The 26,015-nt window shown below is 65.5% G+C and carries 21 protein-coding genes, 1 tRNA gene and 1 other RNA gene; 10 read left to right on the top strand and 13 right to left on the bottom strand.

The genetic code is table 11. The features are described 5' to 3' along the window. Positions 1-20: 20 nt before the first annotated feature. The gene (locus tag AB1451_13820; protein ID MEW6683972.1) at positions 21-293 is read right to left on the bottom strand and encodes an HU family DNA-binding protein; all 273 of its coding nucleotides are present in this window, start codon (positions 291-293) and stop codon (positions 21-23) included. Positions 294-712: 419 nt separating this feature from the next. Between AB1451_13820 and rnpB the strand changes: the two genes are divergently transcribed. From rnpB to AB1451_13805, 3 genes are all read left to right on the top strand, one after another. Beyond that, positions 713-1,096, top strand: an RNA gene (gene rnpB, locus AB1451_13815) — RNase P RNA component class A. 178 nt (positions 1,097-1,274) lie between these two features. Then, positions 1,275-2,705 carry an HD domain-containing protein gene (locus AB1451_13810; protein MEW6683971.1) on the top strand — a complete coding sequence of 477 codons (1,431 nt, stop codon included), beginning with the start codon at positions 1,275-1,277 and terminating at the stop codon, positions 2,703-2,705. Positions 2,706-2,880: 175 nt separating this feature from the next. Next, complete coding sequence (locus AB1451_13805; GenBank protein MEW6683970.1) at positions 2,881-3,627, top strand: pseudouridine synthase; 747 nt, start codon at positions 2,881-2,883, stop codon at positions 3,625-3,627. A gap of 224 nt (positions 3,628-3,851) precedes the next feature. On the opposite strand, the gene hemF is transcribed toward AB1451_13805, so the two are convergent. The 8 genes from hemF to AB1451_13765 form a co-directional block, all read right to left on the bottom strand. Continuing rightward, a complete protein-coding gene (hemF, locus tag AB1451_13800; protein MEW6683969.1) occupies positions 3,852-4,652 on the bottom strand; it encodes an oxygen-dependent coproporphyrinogen oxidase in 801 nt (266 codons plus the stop codon). 169 nt (positions 4,653-4,821) lie between these two features. Beyond that, on the bottom strand, positions 4,822-7,671 hold the full coding sequence (uvrA, locus tag AB1451_13795; protein MEW6683968.1) for an excinuclease ABC subunit UvrA: 2,850 nt from the start codon (positions 7,669-7,671) through the stop codon (positions 4,822-4,824). A gap of 116 nt (positions 7,672-7,787) precedes the next feature. Then, positions 7,788-10,160, bottom strand: coding sequence for a Smr/MutS family protein (locus AB1451_13790; protein MEW6683967.1), 2,373 nt, complete (start codon positions 10,158-10,160; stop codon positions 7,788-7,790). Between the two features lie 158 nt (positions 10,161-10,318). Further along, positions 10,319-11,077, bottom strand: coding sequence for a SprT family zinc-dependent metalloprotease (locus AB1451_13785; GenBank protein ID MEW6683966.1), 759 nt, complete (start codon positions 11,075-11,077; stop codon positions 10,319-10,321). Continuing rightward, the gene (locus AB1451_13780; GenBank protein MEW6683965.1) at positions 11,074-11,520 is read right to left on the bottom strand and encodes an NUDIX hydrolase; all 447 of its coding nucleotides are present in this window, start codon (positions 11,518-11,520) and stop codon (positions 11,074-11,076) included. The genes AB1451_13785 and AB1451_13780 overlap by 4 nt, the downstream gene beginning before the upstream one ends. Before the next feature lie 139 nt (positions 11,521-11,659). Next, on the bottom strand, positions 11,660-13,897 hold the full coding sequence (locus AB1451_13775) for a trehalose-6-phosphate synthase (GenBank protein MEW6683964.1): 2,238 nt from the start codon (positions 13,895-13,897) through the stop codon (positions 11,660-11,662). Further along, positions 13,894-14,958 carry a mechanosensitive ion channel family protein gene (locus AB1451_13770; protein MEW6683963.1) on the bottom strand — a complete coding sequence of 355 codons (1,065 nt, stop codon included), beginning with the start codon at positions 14,956-14,958 and terminating at the stop codon, positions 13,894-13,896. The genes AB1451_13775 and AB1451_13770 overlap by 4 nt, the downstream gene beginning before the upstream one ends. Positions 14,959-15,141: 183 nt before the next feature. Then, positions 15,142-16,275, bottom strand: a complete 1,134-nt coding sequence (locus tag AB1451_13765; GenBank protein ID MEW6683962.1) for an HRDC domain-containing protein — start codon at positions 16,273-16,275, stop codon at positions 15,142-15,144. Between the two features lie 182 nt (positions 16,276-16,457). On the opposite strand from AB1451_13765, the gene AB1451_13760 reads away from it, so the two are divergent. From AB1451_13760 to AB1451_13730, 7 genes are all read left to right on the top strand, one after another. After that, positions 16,458-17,888, top strand: coding sequence for a class II fumarate hydratase (locus AB1451_13760; GenBank protein ID MEW6683961.1), 1,431 nt, complete (start codon positions 16,458-16,460; stop codon positions 17,886-17,888). Positions 17,889-17,991: 103 nt separating this feature from the next. Then, a complete protein-coding gene (locus AB1451_13755; protein MEW6683960.1) occupies positions 17,992-18,678 on the top strand; it encodes a tetratricopeptide repeat protein in 687 nt (228 codons plus the stop codon). 90 nt (positions 18,679-18,768) lie between these two features. Further along, positions 18,769-20,571 carry a diguanylate cyclase gene (locus tag AB1451_13750; GenBank protein ID MEW6683959.1) on the top strand — a complete coding sequence of 601 codons (1,803 nt, stop codon included), beginning with the start codon at positions 18,769-18,771 and terminating at the stop codon, positions 20,569-20,571. 80 nt (positions 20,572-20,651) lie between these two features. Then, positions 20,652-21,269 (top strand): tetratricopeptide repeat protein, encoded by a 618-nt coding sequence (locus AB1451_13745; GenBank protein ID MEW6683958.1) that lies wholly within the window; start codon positions 20,652-20,654, stop codon positions 21,267-21,269. A gap of 31 nt (positions 21,270-21,300) precedes the next feature. Further along, positions 21,301-21,387 (top strand) — tRNA-Leu (locus AB1451_13740). 38 nt (positions 21,388-21,425) lie between these two features. After that, the gene (locus AB1451_13735) at positions 21,426-21,947 is read left to right on the top strand and encodes a TIGR03546 family protein (protein ID MEW6683957.1); all 522 of its coding nucleotides are present in this window, start codon (positions 21,426-21,428) and stop codon (positions 21,945-21,947) included. Next, positions 21,944-23,713: a TIGR03545 family protein gene (locus tag AB1451_13730; GenBank protein MEW6683956.1), complete on the top strand. Its 1,770-nt coding sequence runs from the start codon at positions 21,944-21,946 to the stop codon at positions 23,711-23,713. Before AB1451_13735 ends, AB1451_13730 begins: the two co-directional genes overlap by 4 nt. Positions 23,714-23,934: 221 nt before the next feature. Here AB1451_13730 and AB1451_13725 read toward each other — a convergent pair whose 3' ends face one another. The 4 genes from AB1451_13725 to aroC form a co-directional block, all read right to left on the bottom strand. Next, complete coding sequence (locus AB1451_13725) at positions 23,935-24,141, bottom strand: DUF2892 domain-containing protein (GenBank protein MEW6683955.1); 207 nt, start codon at positions 24,139-24,141, stop codon at positions 23,935-23,937. A gap of 14 nt (positions 24,142-24,155) precedes the next feature. Then, positions 24,156-24,656, bottom strand: coding sequence for a nucleotidyl transferase AbiEii/AbiGii toxin family protein (locus AB1451_13720; GenBank protein ID MEW6683954.1), 501 nt, complete (start codon positions 24,654-24,656; stop codon positions 24,156-24,158). A gap of 77 nt (positions 24,657-24,733) precedes the next feature. Continuing rightward, complete coding sequence (locus tag AB1451_13715; GenBank protein MEW6683953.1) at positions 24,734-24,928, bottom strand: hypothetical protein; 195 nt, start codon at positions 24,926-24,928, stop codon at positions 24,734-24,736. Further along, the gene (gene aroC, locus AB1451_13710) at positions 24,925-25,989 is read right to left on the bottom strand and encodes a chorismate synthase (protein MEW6683952.1); all 1,065 of its coding nucleotides are present in this window, start codon (positions 25,987-25,989) and stop codon (positions 24,925-24,927) included. The genes AB1451_13715 and aroC overlap by 4 nt, the downstream gene beginning before the upstream one ends. Between the last annotated feature and the right edge of the window lie 26 nt (positions 25,990-26,015).

Below are 26,015 nucleotides of genomic sequence, written 5' to 3'. Positions count from 1 at the left end.
ACGGGGCGCGAGAGCCGGTCTTAACGAATAGCGGATTTGAACGTCTTGCCAGCGGAAAAACGGGGAACCTTGGTGGCGGCGATTTTGATCGCCTCCCCGGTGCGCGGGTTACGGCCCATACGCGCCTTACGCTTGGACACCGCGAAGGTACCGAAGCCCACGAGCGACACTCGCTGGCCCTTTTTGAGCGCGCCCGTGACGCCGGTGACAAAGGCGCTGAGCGCCTTCCCGGCCGACGTTTTGGAGATCCCCGCTGAACCGGCAATCTTGTCGATCAACTCTGCTTTGGTCATGCGCCCCTCCTGGTCCGAGTGAATGTGATGGTGCCCGACGTCCCGCCCTCCCACATCCTCGTAGCCACGCGGCCAAGCGTGGTGCCGAGCCGCGCGACCCGCATACCGAAAATGAAATGCGCGTAGCATAGCAAGGCCCCGCGCATGCTGTCAAGACGCCATTTGTCGCGCGTGTCATTCGTTGCTTGTAAAGCCCAAATAGAAATGTCCGCTTCTCCCCCAAGTAGAAATGTCCGGTTAAGGGTTCGGCCCTGAGAGGTTGGGCTGTTTGAAGGGCCGTCGTTTCCACGGATGATCCGGCGGCGCATGGATATTGCGTGCCAGCTTGTGGCGCGCTGCACGTTGCTGCGCCACGTGAGAGGTGGCCCGCTGCACGTTTACATCGTGAGGCGCGGCCGCGTATAATCCTCGCGCACGCCAGAGCAGGACGGATGATCGCTCCGGTTCGTCCGGAGAGGAAAGTCCGAACTCCGAAGGGCAGGGTGCTCCGTAACGCGGAGGCTCCGCAAGGGGACGGAAAGTGCCACAGAAAACAAACCGCCCCGGCATGATCCCATGTCGGGGTAAGGGTGAAACGGTGGGGTAAGAGCCCACCGCCCCGCGGGCGACCAAGGGGGCACGGCAAACCCCACCCGGAGCAAGACCAAATAGGAGGACGTTCTCCCCTCGGGGAGAGAAGGGTGGCCCGCCCGAGTCCTCGGGTCAGGTCGCACGAGGCCGCGGGAAACCGCGGTCCCAGAGAAATGATCATCCCCCGTCGGACTCCGGCGGGGACAGAATTCGGCTTAGGTCTTGCTCTGGCGTGCCGCTTTTGAACCGACCGCCGATACGGGGCGACTGCGGCGTTGTCGGGTCGGTTTCGCTCCTCACGTACGCATACAGTACGCTCCGGGGCGAAACCTCGCCTCCGCCTTGCATTCGCCTCCGTCTCGGCGGTCGGCCGGCGCGTGTACGGCGCCGCAGAAGCAAGAGATAAACCCAATGCGAAACAACACTTCAAGTTCGCGGCGGCCGGCGCAGTATCAGGGCGCGGCGCTGATCGCTGATCCCATCCACGGGTACATCACGTTTACGGTTCCGCGGGAGGGGGACGGGAGCCGCGAAGCGACCGAGAAGGATCTGATCGACACGCCGTGGGTGCAGCGGCTGCGGTACGTCTATCAACTCCAGAGCGCGCGCTGGGTGTTTCCCTCGGCGGAGCACACCCGGTTCGTGCATTCGGTCGGGGCCATGCACGTGGCCGGTCGCTTCGCCACGCACCTCTATCCGTCGCTCAAAGCCGCGGTTCCCGATTGTCCGTCCGCCCCGTACGTGGAGGAACTCATGCGCGTGACCGCGCTCCTGCACGACGTGGGACACGGGCCGTTCTGCCACTTTTTCGACGACAACTTCCTCGATCGGTTCGGGATCACCCACGAGGTCATCGGTCGGCGGATCGTGATCGACGAACTGGGCGGCGTGATCCGTCGTATCCGGCGCAGCCCGCACGGACCGTTCGCGCCCCGCGAGGTGCTGGATCCCGAGCACATTGGATTCCTGATCTGCAAACACAGCGACCACGATCCGTCGCAGTACCCGACCTGGCTGCGATTTCTTCAGCCGCTGATCGCGGGGATCTACACCGCGGACAACCTCGATTACGTCCTGCGCGACGCGTACATGTGCGGGGTGGCGATCGGCCCGGTGGATCTTGACCGGCTGATCCACTACACCTTCATCACGGATCAAGGGTGGACGTTGCACCGCGCCGGGTGCTCCGCGCTCACCATGTTCCTCAACGCGCGCCTGTATCTCTACACCAACGTGTACTATCACCGCACCACGCGGGCGATCGACCTCCACCTGCGCGATCTCTTTTCCGAGACCATGCGGTTCGTCTTCCCGCACAACCCGTTGGACAAGATGGATCAGTACCTGGAGCTCACGGACTGGTCGCTGATGGAAGCGGTTCGCGCCTGGCCCCGGGCCACCAGCCGGGCCAAACGCGCGCTGGGCGAAGGATGGCGGAAAATTCTGCAGCGCGACGTGATGTGGAAAATGGCGTACGACGCCACGCTCTCCTTGCGCGAGCCCGGCCGCGGTCGGACGTTCATCACCGAGCAGGCGCTCGAAGCGGGTATCAAGGCGGCGCTGCCGCCCAAGCTCAAATCACTCGACTTCCGGGTCGACCTCGCCTACCAGGACCCGCGGCCTGTCAATCCCCTGCGCATGGGCGGCAAGCAGATCTATGTTTACAACCCGTCCTCGCGCGCGGTCTCCAAAGAGCCTCTGCAGGAGTTCCTCGACTTTATCCCCGCTCGACTGGTGCAGTGTCGAATCTTCGCCAAGGACCACGCCAACGACTTGGAATTGGCGGCCATCGCGGAAAAGGTCCTCGGCCAAGAAGGGGCCCACATCAAAACCAACGTCTAGCCCGTCCATGAGCGGCCATCTGCGGCGTTGGCGCTGCGCAGCCGGTCCTCACGTGCAGAACAGCACGCTCCGGTCCGGTGCTCGCGCCGCCTTGCATCTGGCGCGCTCCTGAACAGGCTCCGATCGCAACGCGATCGGGAAAACATGGCAACCCTCCCTAAGAGCAGGATGCGTCGTGGTAGTTAGCAGGGGCGCCGTCAGCCTTGCTCGGGCGCTGTCGAAGCTTGGAGTCACGTCTCGGAGCCTGGCCTCAGACTGGATCGAGGCGGGGCGGGTGGCGGTGGACGGGCGTGTGGTGCGCGATCCGGATCGGCGGGTGGATCTGGAACGCAATCGTTTCGCGGTGGATGGTGTTCCCGTTGCGACGGGACCGCGGTTCTATCTCGCGCTGCACAAGCCCAAAGGCGTCGTCACCACGCGCGCGGACGAACACGGGCGTCGGACGATCTACGGTGTGCTCGCGTCGTCCGACCTTGGCGGCGCGTCAGTGTGGCTCGCGCCGGTGGGGCGGTTGGATCGAGACAGCTCGGGCCTTCTGCTGCTGACCAACGATAGCCGTTGGGGAGCCGGGGTGGCTGATCCGCAATCCCTGATCCCCAAAACGTACCACGTGCGCGTGCGGCCGCGCATGACGCGCGAGCACGTGACGCGCTTGGCGTCTCCCGTTTCTCTAGTCGATGACTTTGGGCCGCCGGTCTCCGTCTCGGTGGTCCGCGAGTCGCCGCGCGGCACCTGGCTGGAGATCACCCTGATCGAAGGCAAAAACCGCGAGATCCGGCGGATGTGCGCCCGGCTCGGCTATCGCGTCGAAACCCTGGTGCGCATCCGCATCGGCCCCGTAGCGCTGGGCGACCTTAAGCCCGGCGAAGCGCGACAGTTAACGGCGCAAGAAGTGGCCGCCCTGCGGCGCCGAATCACGTAGGCGTTCTTAACGCGTGTTCGAAGTATCGCAAACACGCGGAGCCCGTTCAGGAGTGGTCAGATGCAAGGCGCCGCGAGCACCGGAGCGCAGCGTACTAAGTGCGTACGTGAGGCGAGTGGCGCCACGAAGAAGTGGCGCCGAGCCACGAGCGCCGCCGAGACGGTGAGGCGGCCGTGGAACCTGAAGACCGGCAACGCCGCAGATGGCCGGTCATGGACGGGCTCCTACGGCCAAGTCACCACGGGAGGCATGGACATCAAAATCGCCTCCACATCGCCCTTGGTCTTCAGTCCGAACAGCGTGCCCCGGTCGTAGATCAGATTGAACTCCACGTAGCGGCCTCGGCGCTGGAGCTGGTGTTCGCGCTGCGCGGGTGTAAAAGGCAGATCTTTGCGGCGGCGCACGATCTCGGGGTAAATCGTGACGAACGTGTCGCCGACTTCGCGCACGAACGCAAAAAGCGCTTCCGGCTCGCGGTCGTTCAGGTAGTCAAAAAAGATCCCGCCCACCCCGCGGGGCTCGTTGCGATGGGGTAAAAAGAAATATTCGTCGCACCACTGTTTGAAGCGGGGGTAATAGCCCGTATCGTGCCGATCGCAGGCGCGACGCAGCGCGTCGTGGAAGTCCCGCACGTCTTCCTCAAACGGGTAGTAGGGGGTGAGGTCGGTGCCGCCCCCGAACCACCACCGGTCCATTTCCAGGTAGCGGACGTTCATGTGGACCGCGGGAACGAGCGGGTTCGCCATGTGGGCCACGAGCGAGATACCGGTGGCGAAGAAGTTCGTGGTTTTGCTGTGGAGCTTGGCCGCCATCTCCGCGTCCATCTCGCCCCACACCGTCGAGCAGTTGACGCCGACCTTCTCGAAGACCCGGCCGCGCATGCTCGACATCACCCCGCCGCCCCCGCCGCCTTCGCGCCGCCAGGCCCGTTGTTCGAACTTGGCGGTGTCGAGGGATTCGAACGCGCGACAGATCCGATCGCGCAGATCCAGGGTGTAGCGTTCCATCTGTTGTCGCATGTCCATCACGCACCGACCCTTCACTCACCCTTGTCCAGACGAGATACGGACAACGGCCCGCATTATAGGGTGATCGCTTCGCAGGAGGCAAGCCAACCGGAAGGGGTAGCGGGGCGACGAAGCAATCCTGCCGGCGTGGGCCTCACTCGACCGGGCGATGCGGGTGGGCGGCGTGTCAGGGAATTTGCCGCGCGACGCGTCCGGGCGATGCCTCGGCGGCGCTGCGGCGGAGGAATCGGCCGGTAAATGATCGGGCGACCCGCGAGACGTCGTGGGGCGTGCCGGCCGCCACGACGTCGCCGCCTCCGTCTCCCCCCTCCGGACCAAGGTCGATCACGTGGTCGGCGTTACGGATCACATCGAGGTTGTGTTCGATGACCACCACGGTGTTGCCGGCCTCCACCAGGCGATTCAACACGTCCAGTAACCGCTGGATGTCGGCGAAATGCAGCCCCGTGGTCGGTTCGTCCAGAATGTAGAGGGTGTTGCCGGTGGCGCGACGCGAGAGTTCTTTCGACAGTTTGATCCGCTGCGCTTCGCCCCCCGACAGGGTGGTGGCCGCCTGGCCCAACCGGATGTAGTCGAGGCCCACGTCGCGCAGCGTGTCGAGTTTGTGTTTGATGGCCGGGATCGCGGCGAAGAACTCCAGCGCCTGTTCCACCGTCATGTTCAGGACGTCGGCGATCGACCGCTCCTTGTATCGCACGTCGAGGGTCTCGCGGTTGTACCGCTGGCCGTGGCAGGCCCCGCACGTCACATACACGTCCGGCAAGAAGTGCATCTCGATCTTGATGACGCCGTCGCCCTGACACGCTTCGCACCGGCCGCCCTTGACGTTGAACGAATACCGGCCGGGCTTGTATCCGCGCGCCTTGGACTCCGGCAGCTGGGCGAAGAGATCCCGGATGAACCCGAACACTCCGGTGTACGTGGCGGGGTTGGAACGCGGCGTGCGTCCGATCGGGGACTGGTCCACGTTGACGACCTTGTCCAGGGCCTCGGCACCCGTAATCGCGCGACACGCGCCGGGCCGCTCCGCCGCCCGGTACAGCCGACGCGCGAGCGTCTTGTACAAGATGTCGATCACCAGGGTGCTCTTCCCCGATCCCGACACGCCGGTCACGCACGTCAGCAATCCCAAGGGGATCGACACGGTGAGGTCTTTGAGGTTGTGTTCGGAGGCTCCTTCGATCGTCAGGGACCGGTCCGTTGGGCGGAGCCGCGGCGGCAGCGCGATCACCCGCTCGCGGGTGAGGTATCGCCCGGTCAGCGAGCCCGGGTGAGCCATGATGGCCTTGGGCGGGCCCTCGGCCACCACCGCGCCGCCGTGAATCCCGGCGCCGGGACCCATGTCGATCACGTGATCCGCGGCCAAGATGGTCTCCTCGTCGTGCTCGACCACGATGACCGAATTGCCGAGGTCCCGCAGCCGAAGCAAGGCCGCCAGCAGCCGCTGGTTGTCGCGCTGGTGCAATCCGATCGACGGCTCGTCCAAGATGTAGAGCACTCCCACGAGCGACGATCCGATCTGGGTGGCCAGCCGGATGCGCTGTCCCTCCCCGCCCGACAACGTGGCGGCCGCCCGGTCCAGCGTCAGATAATCGACCCCGACGTTGACCAGAAATCCCAGGCGCTCGCGGATCTCTTTGAGCACTCGCTGCGCGATGACGGCGCCCTGCTCGTTCAACCGCAGGTCGCGAAAGAAGCGGTCGGCCGCTCGAATCGACAGCCGGGTGACCTCCGCGATCGACAACCCGCCGACCTTCACCGCCAGGCTCGCGGGTTTGAGCCGGGCGCCCTGACACGCCGGGCAGGGCTGCTCGGTCATGAACTCCTCCAACTCGCTCCGCAGCAGCGTGGACTCGGTCTCACGATACCGTCGATCCAGATTGGGAATAACACCCTCGAACGGGCGACGAACCGGATGGCGTCGGCCGTCTTTTTCGATCCAGCCCTCCACCGCGTCGGCGCCCGACCCGTACAGGATCACCTGTCGCTGCGCGGGCGAGAGGTCGGCGAACGGGGCGCGGACCGAGAACCCGTAGTGTCGCGCCACGGCTTCCAGCAGATCGTCATAGTAGCCGGAGGTGCGACGCAGCCACGGTCGGATCGCGCCGTCTCGCAGCGACAGTAACGGGTTGGGCACCACACGGCCGGGGTCGAAGACCGCCTTGACGCCCAGCCCGTCGCACGCCGGACAGGCGCCGTGCGGGCTGTTGAACGAGAAGATGCGGGGCTCGATTTCGGGGTAGCTGACTCCGCACGTGCTGCACGCCAAGCGTTCGCTGAAGACGTGGTCCGTGTTCCCGTCCTCGTTGACGATCGCCACGCCGTCGCCCAACGGCAACGCCGCTTCCAGCGAATCGGCCAGGCGCCGCTCGATGCCGGGCTTCACCGCAAGACGGTCCACCACGATGTCGATCGTGTGGGCCTTTTTCTTGTCCAGCTCGACTACGTCTTCGAGCTGGACCCACGCGCCGTCGACCCGGGCGCGCACGAAGCCCTTCTGCGTCAGGCGCGAGAGCTCTTTGCGGTATTCACCTTTCCGCCCGCGGACGATCGGGGCCAGCACCTGGATCTTGGCGCCCGCGCGGAGCGCCATCACCGCGTCCACCATCTGCGACACGGTTTGGGCGGCGATGGGCCGCCCGCAGCGATGACACGTGGGCGTGCCCACGCGTGCGAACAGCAGCCGGAAATAGTCGTAAATCTCGGTCACGGTGCCTACGGTGGAGCGGGGGTTCTTGCTCGTGGTCTTTTGCTCGATGGAAATGGCGGGCGACAACCCCTCGATGGAGTCCACGTCGGGTTTGTCCATCTGCTGGAGGAACTGGCGCGCATAGGCGGAGAGCGACTCCACGTAGCGGCGTTGCCCCTCAGCGAAAATGGTGTCGAACGCGAGCGAGGATTTGCCGGAGCCCGACAACCCGGTGATCACCACCAATCGGTCGCGCGGGATCGTCAGGTCGAGGTTTTTGAGATTGTGCTCGCGGGCGCCTTTGATGATGATGGAGTTCTTCAGCATGCTCCCAGAAACACGTTTGGGGCGCTCAGGTGAACGCCCCAACGAGACGAATTCACGCTCCAGATCGTAACACAGCGGCGGCCCCGCGGACTACAGCGGGTGTGGACGGCGATGCGTTACTTCAAGACCACGATCGTCGCGGCGTCGCCGCCCTCGACGTCCTCGCCGGGCCGGTGCGACTCCACGTACGGGGACGTGGCGAGGTGGGTGCGGATCGCGCTCTTGAGTCGTCCGGTGCCGTGGCCGTGAAGGACGCGCAGCCGCGTAGCGCCCGCAGCCGCGGCTTGATCCAGCGCGCGATCGATGCGCTCCAACGCCTCGTCCACGCGCGCGCCGATCACGTTGAGCGTTTCCGGGCCCGGCGCGGCCACGGTTCGTTCACCGTTTCCCGAACGGGTCTCCGACTCCTTCACCACGGCGGGCCCTGGTCGGAGCTGGCTGGTCGAAACCGAGACCTCGCGGTCTCCCACGCGCACGCGCACGCGCCGGCGCCCGCGGGTGGCGTCGAGCAGGACGCCGTCGGTGCCGAGCGACGCCACCCGGACCATTGCTCCGGCCTCGAGTTCGGGAGGCCTCGCGGTCTCGGGCGCCGCAGCGGCGGGTTCGATCGACGCGGTCACGGCGTCGATCCGGGCCTTGAGCGCGCGAATCGTTCGCGGGTCGGACTCCCGACGGGCCTCGTCCAGGACGGCATCGAGGTCGGCTTTGGCGCGGCGAACTTCGGCAGCGAGCCTGGTGCGCTTGCTCCGGGCGAACTCGTCGCGCTCGCGTTCCAGCGCCGCTGCTGCCGCGTCCTGGCGCAGGGCCGCGTCGCGCGTGGAGACCTCCAGCGCGTTCAGGCGCATCCTGAGCTCTTCGACGGCTCGGCGTTCGCGATCGAGCGACGCGATCGCTCCGGCCAGGGCTGCGGCCTGCGGAGCTACCAATGCTTTCGCGCGGTCCAAAATCGACGCCGGGAGACCCAAACGGGCGGCCACCTCCAAACCCAGGCTGGCTCCGGGCCGGCCGAGCGAGAGCCGGTACGTCGGCGCCATGGCGTCCACGTCGTATCCCATGCCCGCGCTGACGCGGGCCCCCGAGCTGCGCTCGTCGGCGGCCCACGCTTTGAGCGCGGCGTAGTGGGTCGTGACCACGGTCAGCGCTCCCCGCGCCGTGAGCGCCTCGACCAGGGCCTGGGCGAGGGCGGCGCCTTCTTCAGGGTCCGTGGCGGTGGCGACCTCATCCAGCAGGATCAGCGCTCCGCCCGGCGCAGCGGCCAGGAGGGCGGAGATCACCCGGATGTGTGCGGCAAACGTGGACAGATCCCGGGCCAGGTCTTGTTCGTCGCCCGCATCCATCAGCACCGCGGGGAACACCGGCGAGGCGGACTCGGGGTCGCAGGGCAACGGAATACCGGCGCGCGTCATGAGCGCCGCCAGTCCCATGGCTTTGAGGAGCACGGTTTTCCCGCCGGTGTTGGGACCGGAGATCACCAGGGCGCGGACCGTGGGGTCCAACAGCACGTCGTTGGCCACCACCGCTGAACCGCGGAGGGCGAGCAACGGATGGCGCAGCCCGCGCCACGCGATCGCCCCGCTTCGAGACACGACCGGGATGGATCCGCGATACGCCGCACCGAGCCGACCTTTGGCCTGGATGACGTCGCACTGGGTGAGGATCTCCACGTTGGCCTCGATCCTCGCGCGGTGGGCGGCGATGAGGTCGGTCAGGCGCCGGAAGATGCGCTCGATCTCCTGGGCAACCGCCATCTCCGCCCACTTGAGGTCGTTGTTCGCCGCGACCAGTTCCTCGGGTTCAATGAAGACCGTGGCGCCGGTCGCCGACAGGTCGTGGACGATTCCGGAGACTTTTGTGCGGTGCTCGATTTTGACCGGGAGCACGTACCGGTCCTCGCGCTGCGTGACAAAGGTGTCCTGCAGCCACGGCTCGTATTGGGGCGCCCGCGCCAACTCGCCGACGCGCTCGATCATGGCCTGACGCTGGCGGTCCACCTCCCGCCGGAGGCGCAGGAGTTCCGGCGTGGCCGACTCCCGCAGCCGGCCCTGCGGATCGATCGCCTCCGCCAACTCACGCCGAACCGCGGGCACCTCGTCGAGCGCTTCGGCGCGGGCGGTCAGCCGCGGCAGGTCCGGGTGCCGCGCGACGGCTCGCCGGACGTCGCGGGCCTCATCCAGGACCACGGCGATGTCGCGGCACAGCTCGGCGTTGAGCAGTCCCCCCGGGATCGCGGCGCGCAGCGCGGCACGGGGATCACAATCCGCGGCCATCGGGAGATCGCCGCCGCGATCGTGAAGCCTCGACCATTCGCGCACGTCCTCATACGCGTCGGCTGCAGCCGACGCGTCGCTGGTCCCGCGCAGCGTGGCGCAGGACTCTTTGCCCATCGGGGTGACGGCATATTCGGCGAGCCGGGTCAAGAGAACCGGCCACTCGATCAGGATCTGGGTCCGTCGTTCGAGCTCAAGGCCGGGCGGAAGGGTTGGCTTCATGTCGGTCGAGCTTAACAACACTCCAATGACCCCGGCAAGCGGCTCTAGGGCTGAAAGAAGCCCTTGCGAGGCCCAGTGTTTTCCTGCACAGGGGAAACGCCCCGACGGTTTTGAAGCGCCCGGCAGCAAGGCGCAAGGAACGGGCTTGCCGTGCCCCTTCAGGGGAGCGCGGGAGGGGGTTCACATCCGAGCGATAACCAGGAGCCGTACTGTCGCAACCACGTGCGGTGCTCCCGGTAGGCGGGGTCGATCACCGCGAGCCGGCGCCAAAAACTCGGGGCGTGGCTCGGATCCACCAGATGGGTGAGCTCGTGAGCGACCACCGAATCCACGATGGCGAGCGGCGCCAGGAGCAGACGCCAATTGAACGCGAGGTTGCCGGCCGTGGAGCAACTGCCCCAGCGCGTGCGTTGATCGCGGATCGTCACCCGGGCGAAGCGAAACCCCAACGTCGCGTTGAGGACGCACAGTCGCTCCGGAAAGAGGGCGTCGGCCCGTTGTCGGTACCACGCCTCCACCTCCTGCACCAGTCGACGAGGGCCGTGGGTGCCGACCCGCAGGATACCGCGCTCCGACTCCAGCCGTGGCGGGCCGTTGAGATGCCGATCGATCTCCAGGCGGAGGACCGTGCCCAGGTACGGAAGCGGACTGCGATCGGCCAGCGGCGTTCGTCGGGGAAGCGGGCGGCGAGCCGCTCGGTCGAGGCCGCGGTGGATCCAATCGGCGTGGGCATCGAGCAGCTCGTGGACCGTAAGGCGGGATCGTGCCGGCAGGATGATCGACAAGCCGGTGTGGGGATGGATCGACAGACGCCAGGAGCGGGCCCGGTGACTGACCACCACTCGATACGTGACCGGCCGGCCGCGGAGCATGGCGGAATACGTGAGCGGCAATTCGGTGACGTTGCGGGTGCTCACGTCGCGTGGGACGTCAGCAGTCGATCCCTGGCCTGTGCCATCACCCGGCGCTCGCTTTCGTAGGTCATCTGCGCCAGGGCTTCGTCCAGCGGCCACCAGCGAGCCTCTTCCACCTCGTGGTCGTGGTCCGCGGTATCTCCGCCGAGGTATTCGACGAGGAAGAAGTGGACGGTTTTGTGAATCCTGGTGTGGTCTCTGGGGGAGTAAAACGAATATTCGATCTGCCCGAGGGGATCCAGCAGGCGGCCGGTCAGGCCGGTTTCCTCGCGAATTTCGCGCAGCGCGGCGTCTTCGATGGTCTCGCCCGGTTCGACCCACCCTTTGGGAAGCGCCCAGATCCGTCGCTTTGCGGGACTCGTCCGGGCGATCAAGGCCACCTCGACGCGGCCGTCGTTGCGCCGGAACACGATCCCCCCTGCGGATGTCTGGTGTCTAGTGTCCACGCTGCCGTCGACCGGCCACGCCAGTCTACGCGCGGTGATCGACCGGTGTCAAAGGGAATGTGAGCTGGTCGTCCGATCCTCGATCAGTTGCAGCCAGCGCGCCAGCAGGGCGTGCACGTCGGCCGTGCCGGTGAGGCGGTCACGCGCCGAACGGTTCCGGAGACGCCACGCGGACCTCGGCGACGTCGGCCACCAGGGCTGCGGCCCACCGATAGATGTTGGCTGAACGGATCTGCTCGCGCATGTTCGCCATCCGACGACGCTCTTCTTCCGACGGCATCCCCAGCGCGTAACGGATGGCGTCGGCCATCTGTTCGGTGTCGTACGGGTTGACGATGAGCGCGTCCGTCAGCTCGCGCGCCGCGCCGGTAAAGGGGCTGAGGATGAGCGCGCCCGTCCCATCGCTGCGGGCACCGACGTACTCCTTGGCCACCAGGTTCATCCCGTCGTGCAGCGACGTCACCAGGCACAGATCCGCGGCGCGATACCATCTGAGAATGTCGTGATGGGTATGGTGTTGTTTCAGGAAGATGAGCGGGGTCCAGGTTTTCGTGCGGAACCGCCACGAGATCCGCTCGGCTTCGGCGTCGATCTCGCTGACCAAGTCGTGGTAACGGGGGATATGTGTACGACTCGGCGCACCCAACTCCACGAACGTGAACTGCTCCCTGAAGTCGGGGTACTTGTCGAAAAACCGCTCGATGCCGCGGAATCGTTCGACGATCCCCTTGGTGTAATCCAGCCGGTCCACGCCCACGCCGATCCGCACCGTGGGCGACACCCCGTGTTCCTTGAGCAGCGCCTCGCGGGCCTGCGGTCCGGGATCGGGTTCGAACCACGGCGCCACGCTGATGGGGTACGGACGGACGAGGGTGGTCTGTTGCTCACGGGTGACGGAGAAACGCTCCCGGTCGATCCGACACTCCAGCGCGCGGTCCACCGTGTCGAGGAAGTTGTTGCAGTGGAATTGGATGTGAAACCCGATGAGGTCGGCGCCCAACATCCCGTGGAGGATGTCCCGCTGCCAGGGACAGATCGCCATGGCTTCGGGGTTGGGCCAGGGGATGTGCCAAAACAACCCGACCCGCGCGTCGGGACGAGCGGTCTTGATCAGTCGAGGCAGCAAGGCGAAGTGATAGTCCTGGATCAGCACCACGGGCTCCGGGCTCTCCTTGATCTCGCTGAGCACGGCGGCCGCGAACTTCGCGTTCACGGCTTGGTACGCGGCCCAGTCGTCGCCCCGGAAAATCGGACGCGTGTGGGCGATGTGGCAGAGCGGCCAGAGCCCCTCGTTGGCGAAGCCGTAATAATAGCCTTCTTCTTCCTCCTTGGTCAGCCACACGCGTTTAAGGGTATACACGGGTTCGTCGGGTGGCACCCGCACGCGGTCGTGCTCGTCGACCGTGAGCGCGTCGGCGTCGCCGCTGCCGTGCGCCACCCAGAGCCCCTCGGAGGCGCGCATCACGGGTTCGAGGGCCGTCACCAGGCCGCTGGCCGGGACCACCCACTCGATCGCTTTCCCGCGACGGGTATGAACGTAGGGCTCTCGGTTGGACACCAGCACGAACGCCCGTCCCTGGAGTTTGGTGCGAACGAACTCTTTGAGCCGTTCCGCGGTCCACAACGATTCCGACGTCAGCCGGAGCCGCGCTTCGTGTTCGGCCGAAGCCCGGGCTTGGGCGAGGGTGTTCACCATGCGAGCGGCCTCGGACGCCAAGGGCTTGAAGAGCGGTCCCGAAATCGGCGGCTTGGCCGCCGTGCCGTTTCCGAGGCGGAGCTGTTTCATCCAGTCGGCCATCCGGGCAATGGGCCCTTCGATGCTCCAGCGGACGACGATCAGCGTGGTCACCGCGATCACGAACGCGTAGGTGAGCAGGCGCAGAAAATTTTCGGTCCAGATCTGTGTGACCCTTGCGCGGATGTGGTCTGCGTCGTGCACCACGGCCAAGACGCCGAGCACCCGATCGTCGTCGGTCAACGGGAGCGCGTACACGTGAAACGTCCGACCGTCGCGTTCGATCAGGCGCGCCTGGTCGCGATCGGACTCCAACACGGTCTGGGGACGCACGAACGAGGCCACGTCCTGCAGGCTCGTCGTGACGGCGAGCGTCGCGCCGGCCGGATCGAACACCGCGATGCCGGCGAGGCGCTCTCGGTTGGCGAACTTGTCCACGATGCGTTGCAGCGCGCGGGCGTTCTGGGCCGCGAGCGCGGGCGCCGCGGCTTCTTGAAGGCCCTCGCCCAAGAGCTGGGCGCGCCGCAGAAGTTCGTTGGTCGAACGGGCGTATTCCTGCCGCGTCTGGCTCAACGTGAACAACGCAATCGCGGCCGTCAGGACCACCACCAGCGAGACGATCAGACGCAGGGAGATCTTCATGCGCCGTCCTTTCCCGGAGTCGACGCGGAGAGCGCGGACTCCCCGTGCACGTAGACGGTCCTCGACGGGAACGGGATCGCCACGCCCTCGTCCCGAAAGCGTTTGAGAACCCGCAGCCGCAGCTCGTGTTGGACCAGGAACTGGTCCACGAACTCACCGACGTGGCAAATCAGCGTGAAATCCAATGACGACTGGCCGAACCCCGGAATGAATCGTACAAACGGCGCGGGTTCGGCCAGGAGGCCGGAAATCTGGCCGATGCCGCGTGTGGCTTCCTCCACGAGAATCCGTTGGACCAGATCCACGTCCGCTTCATACGACACGCTGATCGGGATGAGGAGCGCCAGCTTCTTTTCCGGGAGGTTGAAGTTGACGATGCGGGCCTGCGCGAGCTTGTTGTTGGGAATGATCACCACGTTGTTCGGCAATAAACGAATCCGGGTGGTCCGCCATCCGATGTCGGTGACGTACCCCTCCTCCCCGCTCTCCAACCGGATGAAGTCCCCCACGCGGATCGACTTCTCTATCAGGATGTGAATCCCTGCAAACAAATTGGACAGCGTGTCCTGAAGGGCGAGGGCGACGGCCAAGCCGCCCACACCCAGGGCCGTCAAAATCGGCGTGATCGAGACCCCCAGGGTGCCGAGGAGGACCACAACGCCCAGCGCAATGACGACGCCTTTGACCACCCCTTGCGCCAAGCCGGTGAGGGGCAGGTCGGCGCGTTGGGCGGCGAACCGCAGCGCGTGCGACGCCACGTTGGCGGCGACGAAGGTGAAGGACAGGATCACCAGCGCGTGGAGCCCCCAAAACGAGAGCTGGACCATCCGCGGCGGGAGCACGGACGTGCCGATGCCCACGTACAGGCCCAACGCAATGGCCCAGAAGATCGACGGCCCACGAATCACGCTGAGCAGCACGTCGTCCAGCGCCGTCTCGGTCTTGGCCGCCCACCGCCGGAAGAGCGAGAGCAGCAGGCGCCGCGCGAACAACGCGCCTCCGGTCACCGCCGCAAACACGGCGGCCGAGATCGCAATTTGGCGAAGCGTGGTGGGATCCATTCCGATTCTCCGTAGGGGGATGCTAGGCTCTCTAGCGCATCCCGCGCGATGAAGTCAAGGGAACGCGAGTTTCGTGTGCGGGCTACGGCCGGATGTGATCGGAGAGCGGAAACTCCTTCTGTCAAGCGCAGGACTTATGACGAGGACGGCGTGGCGGACCGTGGAACCTTTGGTCGCGGACGGTTATTCCAGCAGCGCCAGCACGGTTTCACCGTAGCGGGCGACCTGCCAGCGGCGGATGCCGGGGATCGCGGCGAACGCCTCCGCGGATTTGGGCCATGCGCGCACGATCGACTTGATCTGGTCGGTGGAAAACACCATGGCGGGTTCCACGCCTTCGTCTTTGGCCTGATTGGTGCGCCACACGCGTAAGCGGGCAAAGGCCCGTTCCTGCGCGGCGGAAAACGGTTCGAAGCGCAACCCGCTGCGCTGGGGCAACGGCGACTTGTCGGCCAGGCCCTCGCGGATCGCCTCCAGCCACCGGCGGGGCTCGCGGCGAGCGGAGGCCGACGTCGAGGGAAACAAGGCCTCCAGATCGGCGGGCGTGGCGGGTTGTTTCACGGCCATCGCGAGCAGGTCGTCGCCGGAGATCACCTTGAACGGCGGACGGTTGGCCCGCTTGGCCAACGCGTCGCGCACCACGGCCAGCGCGCGCAGCACGCGTTGCGCGGGTGGCGGCAGCGCCTGCGCGCCTTTGATGCGCAGGTAGTCGTCCGGAACGAACGCGCGTCCGGTCCACTCCCGACGGCTGACCCATTCTCCCTCTTCTTCGATCTGGGGCAAACGGCCCCTGGCCTGCGCTTCTTTGCGCAGGATCTCGTAGAGGGACGGGAGATACTGGGTGTCCTTGGCCGCGTAGGCCAGCATGTCCGCAGACAGCGGGCGCTTGGACCAGTGCGCCTTTTGGTATTTCTTCTCGAGGGTCACGTCGAAGTAGCGTACGAGCAGGTCGCCCAGCGAGTACTTGGGTTCACCCGCGGCCTGAGCCGCGAGGCACGTGTCAAAGATCGACACGATCCCGAATCCGAAGTCGCGCTTGAGTCCCACCACGTCGTAGTCCGCGCCGTGAAACACCTTGACGATGCCCGGGTCGGCCAACAGCGGCGCCAAGGGCTGGACGTCGGGGAGCAGCAAGGGATCGACCACCGCGTTCAACTTGCCGTCGCTCACCTGGATGACGGACACACGCTCCTGATACGAGTGCAGCGAGTCCGATTCCGTGTCCACTCCCAACACCGTGGCTTGGCGCAAGATCGAGGCGGCCTGAGCCAAGTCATCGGCAGAGGTGATGTATACGTAGTCTGAAGGCGAAGTCATCAACGGCCGGTCAACGTCTGTGTCCTACCCCTGAAACGGTGTGAAAATCGACGATCTCGTCGCACGCTGAAATTATACCGGATATGTGGAGGGGCGTGCGAGCGTGCCGCCAGAGGTCGAAACATCCGTTGATCCGGTGGATTGTGATACAATCCGCGCCTGCTGAACGACGGAGAGACATCATGGCTGAGTCGAAAACGGCAGGGCGCGAGTTTCGGATCGAGCGGGATTCGATGGGGGAGATGCGGGTCCCGGCGTCGGCGCTCTACGGCGCCCAGACCCAACGCGCGGTCGAGAATTTTCCCGTCAGCACCCTGCGCTGGCCCCGCAGCTTCATCCGGGCCCTGGGTTTGGTGAAGTGGGCCGCAGCCCAGGTGAACCGCGATCTGGGCCTGCTTGCCGCCGACAAGGCCGACGCGATCGTGCGCGCGGCGCGCGAGGTGGTCGACGGCCAGTGGGACGATCAGTTCGTGGTGGATCTCTTCCAGACCGGGTCGGGGACCTCGACCAACATGAACGCCAACGAGGTGATCGCGAACCGGGCCACCCAGCTCCTGGGCGGGGTCCTGGGATCCAAGCTGGTGCATCCCAACGACCACGTGAACCTCGGGCAGTCGAGCAACGACGTGATCCCCACCGCGATCCACGTTGCGGCGCTGGAAACCATCGACCGCGAGCTGCTTCCGGCGCTCACGGTGCTGCACACCACGTTGGTCCACAAGTCGCTGGAGTTTGCGCGGGTGGTGAAGATCGGCCGGACGCACCTGCAAGACGCCACGCCGGTCCGCCTCGGCCAGGAATTCGGAGGGTACGCGCGTCAAATCGAGTTGGGCATCCGCCGGGTCGAGAACATGCGGGCGTCCTTGGGTGAGCTGGCGTTGGGCGGCACCGCGGTGGGCACGGGCATCAACACCCACCCCGATTTCGCCGCCAAGGTGATTACGCTGCTCGCGCGAGAGACCGACTGTCAGTTCTTCGTGGAGGCGGCCGATCACTTCGAGGCGCAGGGTGCGCAGGACTCGCTGGTCGAAGCCAGCGGGGCGCTCAAGACCTTGGCGGTCAGCCTGATCAAGGTCGCCAACGACATCCGCTGGCTCGGATCGGGTCCCCGTTGCGGGATCGGTGAGATCAATCTGCCGGAGACCCAACCCGGCTCGTCCATCATGCCGGGGAAGGTGAACCCGGTGATCGCCGAATCCCTGCTGCAGGTCTGCGTGCAGGTGATCGGGAACGACACCGCCATCATGCTCGGGGGCCAGTCGGGGAACTTTGAGCTCAACGTTATGCTGCCCGTGATGGCGTACAACCTCTTGGAGTCGATTCAGCTCCAGGCGTCGGCCGTGAAAAACTTCACGAGCAAGTGCGTGGCGGGCCTGACCGCCAACGAAGGGCGCTGCGAAGCCATGATCGAGCAAAGCCTGGCGATGTGTACCGCGCTCGCGCCCGAGATCGGGTACGACGCGGCGGCCAAGATCGCCAAGGAGTCGTATCGCACCGGCAAGACCGTGCGCGAAGTGGCGCTCGAGCAAAAGGTGCTGTCTCCCGAACGGCTCAAGGTGCTCTTGGACCCGACGCGGATGACGGAACGCGGGTTTGCCGGGAAAGGCGAGTAGCAGGTTGCTGCGGCCTTGCGGCTGGAGCTTTTTGAGCGACCTGCGACGCTGTTCGCGTTTTTCACAACGGGGCAGGGACCAAACCGGAGGCAGAGTGACGAGTATGAGAGCGATCGTTGGGGTTGCCGCACTGTGCGTCTTCGCGGGCCTGTTGGTGCAAGGCTGCCAGAAGCCTCAAGGCGAGGGGCTCCCGGAGCCCGTCGGCGAAGCCGGCCTTCCCCCTCCGATCCAGCCCAACACCGCGCTCCCGCCCAATCACCCTCCGCTGACCACCCCCTCGGCTCCGGCTGATCCATCGGCGCTGGCCGCCAACCGGTCGCTGCCCCCAGGCACCCGCAACCCCATGGAAGACATCATGGCGTTCAAGACGCGGCTGGAGAAGGACCCCAAGGATCTCGAGGCGTTGGTCTCCTTGGCGAACGCGAACATGATGATCTCCCGCTTCGACGCGGCGCAGGATCTGTATCGACGCGCGCTGGCCGTCGACCCGCAGAACCTCGAGGTCCGGACCAATCTGGCGATCGCGTACAAATACGGGGGCAAGCCCGAGCAGGCGTTTGCCGAGCTGCAAAAGAACCTGGCCGCGGATCCGCGACACGAGAACACGCTCTACAATTTGGGCTTTCTTTACCTTTATGACAAACAGGACAAGCGCAAGGCTGTCGAGACGTGGAACACCTGGTTGCGCCTGTACCCCGAGGCCCCGGCCGCGGCCGAGGTCAGACAACAGATCGCCCAGATCGAAGCGGATTTGACGCGAAGCCCCGCGCGTCCTTCCTCGGGCTCGTAAGCCCTCCTCGCACCGGACGCCGGCGTCCCCTGCCGGGTAGCGCCCGCCGGTAACTTTGCTATTCTTTCGTGGCGTCCGGTGCGGCTCTTGATGGCCATGACCTATTCCATGCGCGCGCGGTTGACGCTTGTCGCGGCCGGGGCGGCCTTGTTGGTCGCGGGCGTCACCGCGGGGCTGGGTTACGTGATCAACGACCTGGCCCGCGCCACACGCGACGCGGAGCGCCTCGCCTCGCGCATGGCGTTGACGGATCGCCTGCAACTGGACCTGGCCGGTTTGCTGGCTCCGGTGAACGACTATCTCTTGACCGAAGACGTGTCTCGCCGCGACGCTTTCGACCGATCGGTGCTCGAAATCTCCGGGCTGCTCTCCGCGTTGCAACGCGACCATGGGGATGCCGAGTGGCAGACGGTCGCGCGCGATATTCACGACGACGTCGCGCACCTGAGCACGCTCGCGGTCGAGGTGCTGTTTGTCGAACACCCGGCGGGCGACCCTCAAGCCATCCGGGTGATGAACACGGTCAATCGCCTCTCGGACGAGGTCAACGCCAAGGCCGCTCGGTTTCACGCGCTGGTCGACGCCGACCTCACCGACTGGAGGCAGCGCGCGGCCGCTTACGCCACCACGGCGACACGACTGCTCATCGCGTTGGCGATCGGGCTGCCCGTGGGATTGGTGATTGCGTTCGCGTTGATCCCCCGCTGGCTGATGCGTCCTCTGGCGTCGCTCACCCAGGGCATCTCGGCCCTGACCTCGGGCGGCGATGCGAGGTTGACGGTCCGCGGCCACGACGAGATCGGGAGGGTCTCCGGCGCGTTCAACGAGTTGGTGGATCGGTTGACGGTCTCGCAGGAAGAGGCGCAGCGCCGGTCCCGGCGCCTGGAGGTGCTCTACGCGGCCGGCCGCGCGTTCCGCCGAGGAGGTTCGAGGGACGACGTGTCGCGCACGCTGGCAACCTTCGCGTGCTCCGCGACCGACGCCCAGTACGGGGTGTTGGCGGTGCTCAACGACCACGGGGAGGTCGTGCACCTGATCGAATCCGGAATCGCGCCGGGACCTGCCGCAACGCTCGACGAGCGGCAGGCCTTGATCTCGGCGTTGCCCTCCGGGGATCGCCCGTTGCGCATCCAGGCGGCGGAGCACGACGCCCGCTTGCAGGGTCTTCCGTGGGCAGGCGCCGTCCGTGCCTTGATGACGGTGCCGGTCGCGGTCGAAGCCGGCGCGCGCTCGCAGCTCTACCTGTTCGATCCCGGGCATGGAACGTTCTCGGATGCGGATGAGGATCTGGTCGTCAGGATTACCCACGACGCTGCGCAGGCGCTTCGGCTCATCGTGCTCCGCGAGGAGGCCGAGCGCCTCGCCACGGTCGACGGCCTCACGGGCTTCGTCAACCGCCGGGCCTTCGAGGACCGGTTGACGGACGAATTCCTCCTTGCGGCGCGGCACGGTCGGCCGTTTGCGCTGGTCTTCATCGACGTGGACAATCTCAAGGCGATCAACGAGAAGGGCGGCCATCAGGCGGGTGACGCCGCCATCCGCCGGTTCTGCGACGCGATTCGCTCGGTGACGCGTACCACCGACGTGGCCGGGCGGTACGGTGGCGACGAAATGCTCGTCTTGTTCCCCGAGACCACGCTCAAAGACGCGATGGCCGCGGCCAACCGGATCCTGCGCCGGATCACGAGCCTGCCTCTGACCGTGGCGCAGGATCGGATCGCGCTCTCGGCCAGCTTGGGGGTGGCGGCGTATCCCGAGCACGGCCGCGACAAAGAGTCGCTGCTGCGGGCCGCGGATTTCGCCTTGTACCAAGCCAAGGCCACGGGCGGCGGGTGCGTCCATGCGGTCAAGCCGGCCGACGGGGACACCGCCAACATCGCCAAGGCCGCGTAACGGGTCGCGCGCTTGGCGCGCTGCGAGGTGCTTCGCCACTCGTTTGACACGTTCTCGACGGCTCCGCTACAATTCGCCGCATGCCACTGAACAATATTCATCGCGTCCCACTCGCATGGTGCGCGCTGGCGATTGTCCTCGCGGTGGTCACTGCGTGTGACAAGAAGGAGTCGCCGCCAGCCGAAGCCCCGCCGCCGGCCGCGTCATCCGACGTCCCCGGCGGTCCGCCGGTCCCCCAGGACCCGGCACTCGCCAAGGCGATGGATGACATCGTGCAGTACCGAATGCGCGTGGAAAAGGACCCGAAAGACGTGGAGGCGATGGCCGCGCTCGGCAACGCCAACCTGGCGTTGAAACGCTTCGACCACGCCAAGGACTGGTACGAGCGCGCGCTCAAGGTCGATCCCGCTCGCACCGAAATCCGGATGGATCTGGCCATCGCGCTGCGCTTTCTGGGTAAGACCGATGACGCGATCGCGGAACTCAACCGCGTGCTGGCCAAAGACCCCCAAAACGCGGCGGCGCTCTACAACCTGGGTGTGATCCTGCTGGAGGATAAACACGATCAGCAGAAGGCGATCGCCAAATGGGAAGCCCTGATGAAAGCCCACCCGGACTATCCGCACGCGACGGAGCTCCGGCAGGTGGTCGACTCGCTCAAACATCCGCAGACCGCGCCGCCTGCGCCCGGCGGCTGACGCGGCGCCCAGCCGCAGTCTGTGTCCGCACGCCGGCGTGGCGGAATCGGCAGACGCAAGGGACTTAAAATCCCTCGGGGGCAACCCCATCCCGGTTCGACCCCGGGCGCCGGCACCAGAACGGTTGATCCGTTGACAAGGACGTGACGCTCAGGGATGCTGCGCGCAACCGCTAAACTGCTCACGGTCCTCAACTCCGAGACCGAACCCGGTCAGATCAGTCTCGCGCTGGCGTTCTCCCTCATCGCGGGGCTCACGCCGTTCTGGAGCCTGCACAATCTGCTCGTCTTGTTAATCGTACTGCTCCTGCGCGTGAACCTGTCCGCGTTCCTGCTCGGCACCGCGTTCTTCTCCGGCGTGGCCTACCTCCTCGATCCGTCGTTTCATCGACTCGGGCTCGCGGTGCTGATGGCCCCGTCCCTTGAAGGGCTCTGGACCTCGCTTTACAACTCCACGCTCTGGCGGATCGAGCGGTTCAACAACTCCATCGTCATGGGGAGCCTGCTCGCGTCGCTCGTCTTGTTCGTGCCCACCGTCTTGGGCTTCAACTGGGCCATTAGAAAGTACCGGGACCGCGTCCTGGCGAAGGTCAAGAAATTACGGGTGGTGCAGGCGTTGACCGCGACGCGGTTCTTCCAGATGTACCGGTCGTATTCCAATTGGGGGACCGGCTCGTGAAGTGGATTGGAGCGGTGCGGATTCGCTGGCCGGGTCTGATCGCGTTCGTGGCGGTGGTCGGCCTCGGGTTGGCGATCTGGTTCTTGGTGATCGATGGACTGGTGGAGCGCGCCATCGAGGCGGCCGGGAGCAAATTGGTCGGCGCAAAGGTGGAGTTGGACCACGCCGATGTCTCGCTCATCCCTCTGGGGATCGAACTGAAGCGGTTACAAGTCACCAACCCCGACCAGCCCATGCGGAACGCGGTCGAGATCACCCGTATGGCGTTCGGGATGGAGGCGCTCCAACTCCTGCGGCGCAAGGTGATCATCGACGAGATGGCGATCGACGGGATGCAGTTCAACACCCAGCGCCAGACATCGGGCGCGATCGTCCGCCGGGAAGAGAAGAAGGAAGAATCCAAAGAAGGGGAAGACTCGTTTTTTGCCATGCCCTCGCTCGATTTGCCCAGCGCCAAGGACATCCTGGCCAAGGAGGATTTGGAATCGCTCAAGCTCGTGGAAACCGTGCGGGGCGAGATCGACGCGGGGCGCGAGCGCTGGAAGCAACGCGTGGCGCAGGTGTCCGACAAGGCGAAGCTGGATGAGTACCGACGCCGGGCCGATGAGATCAGAAAATCGGCCAAAGGCGGAGCCGAGGCGTTGCTGGGCAACGTGGCGGAAGCCGCCCAGCTGCGCAAGGACGTGATGGCGGACCTGGATCAGGTCAAAGGCGCGCGCGAAGACTTGTCCAAAGACCTGGCCGCGTTCAAGCGCCGCATCGACGAAGTCGCGGCCGCGCCGCAGGCGGACCTCAAGCGGCTCAGGGAAAAGTACAGCCTGACCGCCGGCGGAATGGGGAACGTGGCTGCCGCGCTGTTCGGCGGGAACATCGGATACTGGGCCAAGACCAGCGCGGCGTGGTACGAACGGCTCCAGCCCGCGTTGGCGAGCGCCGGCAAGACCGGGGGGCCTGAACAGGTCAAACCGCTGCGCGGCAAAGGCATCGACGTGAAATTTCGTGAGCGCCAACCCCTGCCGGACTTTTTGATCCGCACCGCGCGGGTCACAGCTGAAATCCCCGCGGGCACGCTGAAAGGTGAAGTCCTTCGGATCACGCCGGACCAGGACATCCTGGGCGCGCCCACCACGTTTGAGTTCGCCGGCGACAAGCTCCAACAATTGCGCACCGTGGCCCTGCGCGGCGAAATCAACCGCGTGCGACCGGACCAGCCGCGCGATACCGTGACCCTCAACGCCGACGGGTACGGCATCCAGCGCGCCGTGCTCTCGGACAACCCCAAGTGGCCGGTGGTGCTCGACGGCGCGAAAGCCGATCTGGATCTGAAAGCCGTGATCGCGAGCGGCGCCCTCGACGCGACCATCGATTCCCGACTCTCCGGTGTGCACTTCTCAACCGGCGAGCACAAACCCGAGGGGCGCGTGGCAGAGGCGATCGCTTCGGCCCTGGCGGACGTCCAAGCCTTCCATCTCGGCGCCACGGTCACCGGCACGACCCGGAACCCTGACGTCAAGGTGACATCGGATTTGGACGCCGTGCTCAAAAACGCCGTGGGGAAGATGGTCTCGGAGCAAGCGGCTCGACTCGAGGCCGACCTGAAAGCCGCCATTGCGGAAAAAGTAAACGGGCCGCTGGAGGATCTGAAGAAGCAACTCGCGGGCTACGGGGAACTGGGCCAAGCCCTGGCCTCGCGCAGCGACGCGCTCAACAAGCTGCTCAGCGAGCAACTTGCACCCAAGATCAAAGGCCTGAAGCTGCCGTTTTAGTTCCTGTCACGAATTGTCACGAATATCAATTATTCATCAATCATTCATTGCCGTCCGCTGTGTTTGTTTGAACCGGGTCCCATTCGAAGAGTGGCCCGCCACTTCCACACAACCCCGGTGGTTTTAAAAGGTTTGATCAGCCAGACGCGCGAGAAAACGGCATGGCCTTAGCGGTGTGAAGCTAATGGTCTGACTGGACTGTTACAGGCGGGCGGATGGCCTCAGCGTGATTTTCGTTTCGTGGTATCGACTCCGAACTTTGCGTTGAGGGGGCAATAGCCAGTGAACGCGGTGACGATACCGAAGATGGCCACGAGCGCGAAGACGATTTTGAGCAGGATCGATTCCGAGACCACGACCAAGGCGACGGAGAGAAAGCCGATGCCGAACCGGTAGAAGCGATCCAGGCTTCCGACGTTCTTTTGCATCGGCGGTCTCCTTGTTAGGTTGGCTTGTCCGGCGATGCGGCGTTCGTCATGAGTTGGGTGAGAGCTTCCGAAACGGCAAGGCGCTCGGCCCACGTGGCCAAATAAGACCGATCCATCCGCTGATGCTGAAAACGGGCCACGTTTTCAGCATCAGCCAAATCCAGTCCACGAGCCGCGACGAGTTTGAGCAGGAGGAGGTCTTCGGGAGCACAAACCTCCACCGAGTGCCCTGCAATAGCGATCTGGACGGTGCGAGAGAGCGCCTGCTTCGTGTAGTCGTCTCCCGCCAGTAGACAGTCAATCAAGAGTAGATCTCGCTCCTCTTTGAGGAACATGCGGAACAGCATCATGCGCTGAAATCGAACCGGTTTAGGATCAAAAATCACGAAGCCGGCTTGTTCTGCGGCTTCGGCCAAGGCCGGGAGCCGGGATTCGTCAATGCCGACCACGAAATCCAAGTCGGACGTAGCCCTCGGCGCGACCCAGATTCCGACGGCGAGTCCGCCGACGAGCATATATTTGATTCGTTGTCGCTCGAAAAATTCGCAGACTGTGACGAGACGTTCGCGGAGGATTCTTGGCGACGGTGTCATTAAGCCGGCTTGCGCAGCGCTCGGTACGCCCGCAAGCGCTCCACCATCTTAGTGCGGATTTCCTCATCGGACAGAGCGGGGTGTTCGCGCCGTATGGCGGCCTCCATCAGCTCCAGCGAAAGACTAGTCAACTCCGCCCACTGCCAGATTCGACGTTCGGCGTCAGGAGGCGGGATGTGCCGTACGTCGCTCACAGCTTATCCAGCCGACTCGTCCGGTCCCGCAGAAAATGATCGGCGAGGACCAGGGCCATCATGGCTTCTCCGATGGGCACGGCACGAATGCCCACGCAGGGGTCGTGGCGGCCCTTGGTGGCGATCTTGGCGGGGTTGCCGCGCACGTCGACGGTGTCCTGCTCGATCGCGATCGAAGACGTGGGCTTGAGCGCCATGCGGATGACGATCTCATCCCCGTTGGAGATGCCGCCCAGGATGCCGCCGGCGTGGTTGCTCGCGAAGCCCCTGGGCGTGATGGGATCGCAGTTCTGACTGCCGCGCAGTTCAACCACTCGGAAGCCGTCGCCGATCTCCACGCCCTTGACCGCGTTGATCGACATCATGGCCTTGGCCAGCTCGGCGTCCAGTTTGTCGAACACGGGTTCGCCCAAGCCCGCGGGCACCCCGCGCGCCACGATCTCGACCATTGCGCCGACCGAATCCTTCGCCGCCTGTGCGTCCTTGATGACCTGGGTTATTTTCTCGGCGGCTTCGGGGTCCGGGCAGAACACGGCGTTCTGGTCAATGGCCGAGAAGTCTTTCTTGGTGATTTTGACGGGTCCGACCTGCGTGACGTAGCCGACGATGGACACGCCGTGGCCGGCCAGCAGCTTGCGCGCGATCGCCCCTGCCGCCACGCGGCCGATGGTCTCGCGCGCGGACGCGCGGCCCCCGCCGCGGTAATCCCTGCGGCCGTACTTTTTCCAATACGTGAAGTCGGCGTGGCCGGGGCGGAACAGGTCTTTGATCCGGCTGTAATCCTGCGGGCGCGCGTCTTCGTTGCGCACGATCATGGCGATCGGGGTGCCGGTGGTGTGGCCCTCGAACACGCCGCTGAGAATTTCGACCCGGTCGCTCTCTTGTCGTTGCGTCGTCAGCAGGTTCTGGCCGGGCTTGCGGCGGTCGAGGTCGCGCTGGATCTCCTCCGCGGCCAGCGGCAGGCCCGCCGGGCAGCCGTCCACGATCACCCCCAACGCGGCGCCGTGGCTTTCGCCGAAGGTGGTCAGACGAAACGCTTGTCCAAAGCTGTTGCCCGCCATTGCGTTCCCCTTGGGTAGGTGGCATT

Source organism: Nitrospirota bacterium, assembly GCA_040757335.1.
In the GTDB taxonomy this organism is placed as follows: Bacteria; Nitrospirota; Nitrospiria; order 2-01-FULL-66-17; family 2-01-FULL-66-17; genus JBFLXB01.
This window is presented reverse-complemented; position numbering and strand designations above follow the sequence as displayed.

What these genes read in the sequence shown, in the direction of transcription:
- AB1451_13750 (MEW6683959.1), top strand. Translation starts at nt 18,769, where the DNA reads ATGGCCATGACCTATTCCATGCGCGCGCGGTTGACGCTTGTCGCGGCC.
- aroC (MEW6683952.1), bottom strand. Translation starts at nt 25,989, where the DNA reads ATGGCGGGCAACAGCTTTGGACAAGCGTTTCGTCTGACCACCTTCGGC.
- AB1451_13775 (MEW6683964.1), bottom strand. Translation starts at nt 13,897, where the DNA reads ATGAAGATCTCCCTGCGTCTGATCGTCTCGCTGGTGGTGGTCCTGACG.
- AB1451_13790 (MEW6683967.1), bottom strand. Translation starts at nt 10,160, where the DNA reads ATGAAGCCAACCCTTCCGCCCGGCCTTGAGCTCGAACGACGGACCCAG.
- AB1451_13755 (MEW6683960.1), top strand. Translation starts at nt 17,992, where the DNA reads ATGAGAGCGATCGTTGGGGTTGCCGCACTGTGCGTCTTCGCGGGCCTG.
- AB1451_13820 (MEW6683972.1), bottom strand. Translation starts at nt 293, where the DNA reads ATGACCAAAGCAGAGTTGATCGACAAGATTGCCGGTTCAGCGGGGATC.
- AB1451_13770 (MEW6683963.1), bottom strand. Translation starts at nt 14,958, where the DNA reads ATGGATCCCACCACGCTTCGCCAAATTGCGATCTCGGCCGCCGTGTTT.
- AB1451_13745 (MEW6683958.1), top strand. Translation starts at nt 20,652, where the DNA reads ATGCCACTGAACAATATTCATCGCGTCCCACTCGCATGGTGCGCGCTG.
- uvrA (MEW6683968.1), bottom strand. Translation starts at nt 7,671, where the DNA reads ATGCTGAAGAACTCCATCATCATCAAAGGCGCCCGCGAGCACAATCTC.
- AB1451_13735 (MEW6683957.1), top strand. Translation starts at nt 21,426, where the DNA reads ATGCTGCGCGCAACCGCTAAACTGCTCACGGTCCTCAACTCCGAGACC.
- AB1451_13760 (MEW6683961.1), top strand. Translation starts at nt 16,458, where the DNA reads ATGGCTGAGTCGAAAACGGCAGGGCGCGAGTTTCGGATCGAGCGGGAT.
- hemF (MEW6683969.1), bottom strand. Translation starts at nt 4,652, where the DNA reads ATGGACATGCGACAACAGATGGAACGCTACACCCTGGATCTGCGCGAT.
- AB1451_13720 (MEW6683954.1), bottom strand. Translation starts at nt 24,656, where the DNA reads ATGCTCGTCGGCGGACTCGCCGTCGGAATCTGGGTCGCGCCGAGGGCT.
- AB1451_13765 (MEW6683962.1), bottom strand. Translation starts at nt 16,275, where the DNA reads ATGACTTCGCCTTCAGACTACGTATACATCACCTCTGCCGATGACTTG.
- AB1451_13810 (MEW6683971.1), top strand. Translation starts at nt 1,275, where the DNA reads ATGCGAAACAACACTTCAAGTTCGCGGCGGCCGGCGCAGTATCAGGGC.
- AB1451_13725 (MEW6683955.1), bottom strand. Translation starts at nt 24,141, where the DNA reads ATGCAAAAGAACGTCGGAAGCCTGGATCGCTTCTACCGGTTCGGCATC.